Source organism: Achromobacter sp. DMS1, from assembly GCF_001270295.1.
In genome coordinates this window covers 9,094-13,478 of sequence record NZ_LHSJ01000190.1, presented here as the reverse complement: position 1 = coordinate 13,478, position 4,385 = coordinate 9,094, and the positions used below count along the sequence as shown (strand labels likewise).

Here is a 4,385-nt window from a genome sequence, read left to right as displayed (position 1 = left end):
CGCGCATGCGCCGTTGCTGCTTGAGCTCGAGCAGCTTCCGATCTTGAGGGGTCACCGCCGCCGCTGCGTGATCGCCGCCGCCGCTGACGTCCACCCACTTCTCGAACGCGCCTTCGGCCTGCAGCTCGTCGAGCGTCTTGACCAGGCTGCTGTGCTTGCGAATGTTGATGGACAACGTGCCATCAATGACGGCTGGAGGCCTGGCACGACCCGGCCGCCGTTTTCGCGGCCCACGTGAAGCTCAATCGCGGCGGGGGGGATGGCGGGCGGCGCTGGCGCGCGGAATGGTTTCCGTGCCCGGACTGATGCGCAAAGGGCTGGAGGAAGACTACAAGCGCAATCTCTATTGAGCCGGAATGCGGCGGGCGGGATGCCGCCAGGAGCCGGTCCCGGGTTTTCCCGCATCTCCGCGGCCGGTTTGCGTACACTGGAGGCCTTCGGGCGCGACGGGGCGGAAACACGCTCTCGCTTCGCCTCCCGGCATCCCGTCCGCATACGCTGAACCGCCGCAATGACCACCGCCACCCTCAAGCCAGGAAATCCCGCCGATTCCTCCGTCCTGCTGCCCGTCCTGTCGCTGATCGGCGCCATGGCTTCGCTGTGCGTGGGCACCTCGTTCGCCAAGTCGCTGTTTCCGCAGGTGGGCGCGCAAGGCACCACGGCCTATCGCATCCTGGTGGGCGCAGTCATCTTGCTGGCGTTCTGGCGGCCGTGGCGCTTTCCACTGAAGCGCCGCGACGCCGCCAAGATCGCGGTGTACGGCGTGACCCTGGCCTGTATGAACCTGAGCTTCTACATGGCCCTGCGCACGCTGCCGCTGGGCGTGGCGATCGCCATCGAGTTCACCGGGCCGCTGACGCTGGCCGTCGCCATGTCGCGGCGCGCCATCGACTTCGTGTGGATCGCCTGCGCGGCGGCGGGGCTGGTGCTGCTCGTGCCCACCGGGCAATCCGCCCATGGCCTGGACCCGGTGGGCATTGCCTATGCCCTGGGCGCGGCGGTGTGCTGGGCGCTGTATATCGTCTTCGGCAAGATCGCGGGCAATGTGCATGGCGGCCAGGCAACCTCGCTGGGCCTGACGGCCGCGGCGCTGGTGGCCATGCCGGTGGGCGCGGCGCACGCGGCGCGGCGCTGCTCGACCCCGGCCTGCTGCTGGCCGGCATCGGCGTGGGCGTGCTTTCCAGCGCCTTGCCCTATTCGCTGGAAATGATCGCGCTGAAGCGGCTGCCCAAGAAGACCTTCGGCGTGCTGTTGAGCATGGAGCCCGCGATGGGCGCGCTGGCTGGCGTGGTCGTGCTGCACGAGCACCTGTCGTCCACGCAGTGGCTGGCCATCGGCGGCATCATCGCGGCCTCGGCCGGCTGCGCGGCCACGGCGCGGCGCCAGACCCGAAAATAACAGGGCGGCCGGCCTGCGCGGGGTTCAGCCGCGCGCGGCCCGCAGCCAGCGCAGGCCCGCCGTGGTGCTGTCCGCGGGTCGGTATTCGCAGCCTATCCAGCCGCTGTATTCGAGTTCGCGCAGCACGCCGAAAATCCAGCCGTAGTCGAGTTCGCCTCGGTCGGGCTCCTGGCGCAGCGGCACGCCGGCGATCTGCAGGTGGCCCACCCGGCCCGTGGGCAGGTATTCGCGCAGCCGCGTCGTGACATCGCCTTCGACGATCTGGCAGTGGTACAGGTCCATCTGCACCTTGAGGTTCGGCGCGCCGACTTCCTGCACGATGGCGTGCGCGTCCTGCTGGCGGTTCAGGAAATAGCCCGGGATGTCGCGCGTATTGATGGGCTCGATCAGCACCGTGACGCAGGCCGAGGCCGCCTGGGCGGCGGCCCAGGCCAGGTTTTCGAGATAGCAGTCGCGCATGGCGGCGCGCGAGTCGTCGGGGCCCGCCAGCCCCGCCATGACGTGCACGCGGGGGCACGACAGGGCGGTGGCGTAGGCCAGGGCCTGGTCGATGCCGGCCCGGAACTCCGATTGCGGCCGGGCAGGGCCGCCAGCCCCCGCTCGCCGCGCGCGGCCACCCCGGCCGGCGCATTGAAGAGCACCTGTTTCAGGCCGTTGGCCTCCAGGCGCTCCCGCACGAAAGCCGCGGGCGCCTCGTAGGGAAACATGCATTCCACGCCCTCGAAACCGTCGGCGGCGGCGGCCGCGTACCGGTCCAGGAACGCGTGCTCCGGGTACAGCATGGACAGGTTGGCGGCGAACTTCAGCATGGCGGACTCCGGCGAAGGTGTGTGACGCCATCAAGCATAGCGGCAAACACCGGCTTCGCGCTCGGGCTCAGTATGTGAGACGCATGCCCAGCAGCACGCTGCGGCCCGGCAGCGGCGCCACCGACGAAATGAACGACGCATGGTTGTACGCCAGCCGGTTCAGCAGGTTGGTGCCGCGCAGATAGACCTCATATCCCGTTGCGCCCGCCTTGCCGCGATAGGCCACCACGGCGTTCACCATGTTGTAGCCGGGCGTGCGGTCTTCGTAGGCGGCGATGTCTTTCTGCGAGAACACGCGGGCGTATTCGATGCTGCCGGACCAGGCGTCCCACTTCACGTTGCCGCGCAGGCCGGCGCGGGCGGCCGGAATGCGCGGCAGGTCGCCCTCCCCGCCCGTCAGGCGGCCGCGCACGTAGTCGCCGAACAGCGCGGCCGAGAACACGGGGGTGAACTGGTGGCGCAGCTCGCCTTCGACCCCGGTGAACTCGGCATCGCGCTGGGCGTACTGGATGAGGCGGAAGTCTTCGTAGCGGTCCAGCGTGTCGGCGTAGATGTAGTTCTTCACGCGGTTGTGGAACACGCTGGCGCTGAAGGTGGTGTCGCCCGCATGCTTGCGCAGCGTCAGGTCGATGTTGCGGGAGGTTTCGCGGCCCAGGCCGGGATCGCCGATCTCGTAGGTGTTGGTGGCCAGGTGCACGCCGCGCGCGTAGAGCTCCTGCGCCGTGGGCAGGCGCTGCGAGCGCGACAGCGACAGCGCCACCGAGTACTGGGGCGCGAAGTTCCAGATGGCCGCCGCCGACAGCGAAGCGCCCGACAGGCTGCTGCGCCGCTGGCCGCCTTCGGGAGACACGCGCTGCCAGTCCTGTCGGGCGCCGAGCTCGAAACGCCAGTCGTCGAGCTTGTACTCTTCGAGCAGGAAAACGCCGTGCGCGCGCGTCTTGCTGCGCGGCAGGAAAGCCTCCTCGCCGTCGGCGCGGAAGTCGCTGTACGAAGTCTGCATGCCGACAACGCCGCGCCAGCCCGCCACGGACTTGTGCTGCAGCTCCAGGCGCAGATCGTAGCCGCGGTTCTTGAAGCGCGTGCCGACCTCGCCGCCTTCGATCTCCTTGTGCTGGTAGTCGGTGTAGCCGCCGCGCAGGCGGATCTTCTCGAAACCGGCGAACGGGTCGGCGTATTCGGCGCGCAGGTCGGTGCGGTTGCTGCGCAGCTTCACGTAGGGCACGCCATGGCCTTCCTCGTGGCCGTGGTGATCGTGGTGCTCGTGCTCGTCGTGGCCGTGGCCGCCGCAATGCAGGTGCGTGCCGTGCGGATGGCAGCTTTCGTACTCGTGGTTGTGGCCCGGCAGGCCGTATTCGCTTTCGAGATGGGTGAAGGCCACGCCCACGTAGCCGCGCGGCGCCACCCAGGACATGCCCACCGACCCCTGGGTGGATTCGCTGTAGGAGCCTTCCAGCTTGCCGCCCGGCCAATGGGGCACGTCGTAGTCGCTGGTGCGGCGCTTCATGCCCTCCACGCGCACCGCGAAAGCGTCCTGCCCCGCCGTGACGCCAACCGCCCCGGCGCGCTCGCGGGTGCCGGTGGCGCCGCGGATCTCCGCTTCGGCCTCGATGCCTTTTTCGGGCACATAGGTGGGAATCTTGCGGTCGACCACGTTGACCACGCCGCCGATGGCCCCGCCGCCGTAGAGCAGCGCGGCCGGCCCGCGCAGCACCTCGATGCGTTCGGCCAGCAGCGGTTCGGTGGTGACGGCATGGTCGGGCGAAATGGCCGAGGCGTCCATGAGCTCGGAGCCGTCGGACAGCACCTTGACACGCGGCGCGGTCTGGCCCCGGATGACCGGGCGGCTGGCGCCCGCGCCGAAGGTGTCGCTATGCACGCCGGGCAGCCCGTCCAGCGTGTCGCCGAGGGTGCCGGCGCGCTTTTCGACCAGTTCGCTGCCTTCGAGTACGGAAGCGGGCTGTGCGGTGCTGTTCAGGTCCAGCCCCAGGGGGTTGGCCGAGACAGTGATGGGCGCAAGCGCGGCGGGTGCGCCGGCGCGGCGGGTGTCGGCGTCTTCGGCCTGCGCGGCCGACCCGAGCAGCAGCACCGCCATGGCGCCTGCGCGGCCGACCCGAGCAGCAGCACCGCCATGGCGCCGGCCGGAGTCGCGCTGCGCGGGACCGCGCGCGGCGGTCGGTG

At 69.9% G+C, this 4,385-nt stretch carries 1 protein-coding gene and 2 pseudogenes; 1 reads left to right on the top strand and 2 read right to left on the bottom strand.

Going from position 1 to position 4,385, the window contains the following annotated elements:
* Window positions 1–511 precede the first annotated feature (511 nt).
* Window positions 512–1,398, top strand: a pseudogene (locus tag AD428_RS19030) (EamA family transporter).
* A 24-nt stretch (window positions 1,399–1,422) separates the two neighbouring features.
* On the opposite strand, the pseudogene otnI reads toward AD428_RS19030, so the two are convergent.
* Window positions 1,423–2,207, bottom strand: a pseudogene (gene otnI / locus AD428_RS19025) (2-oxo-tetronate isomerase).
* A 67-nt stretch (window positions 2,208–2,274) separates the two neighbouring features.
* Window positions 2,275–4,299 (bottom strand): TonB-dependent receptor domain-containing protein, encoded by a 2,025-nt coding sequence (locus AD428_RS19020; RefSeq protein ID WP_082308499.1) that lies wholly within the window; start codon window positions 4,297–4,299, stop codon window positions 2,275–2,277.
* Between the last annotated feature and the right edge of the window lie 86 nt (window positions 4,300–4,385).

Coding starts and splice junctions, on each gene's coding strand:
- AD428_RS19020 (WP_082308499.1), bottom strand. CDS start 4,299: ATGGCGGTGCTGCTGCTCGGGTCGGCCGCGCAGGCCGAAGACGCCGAC.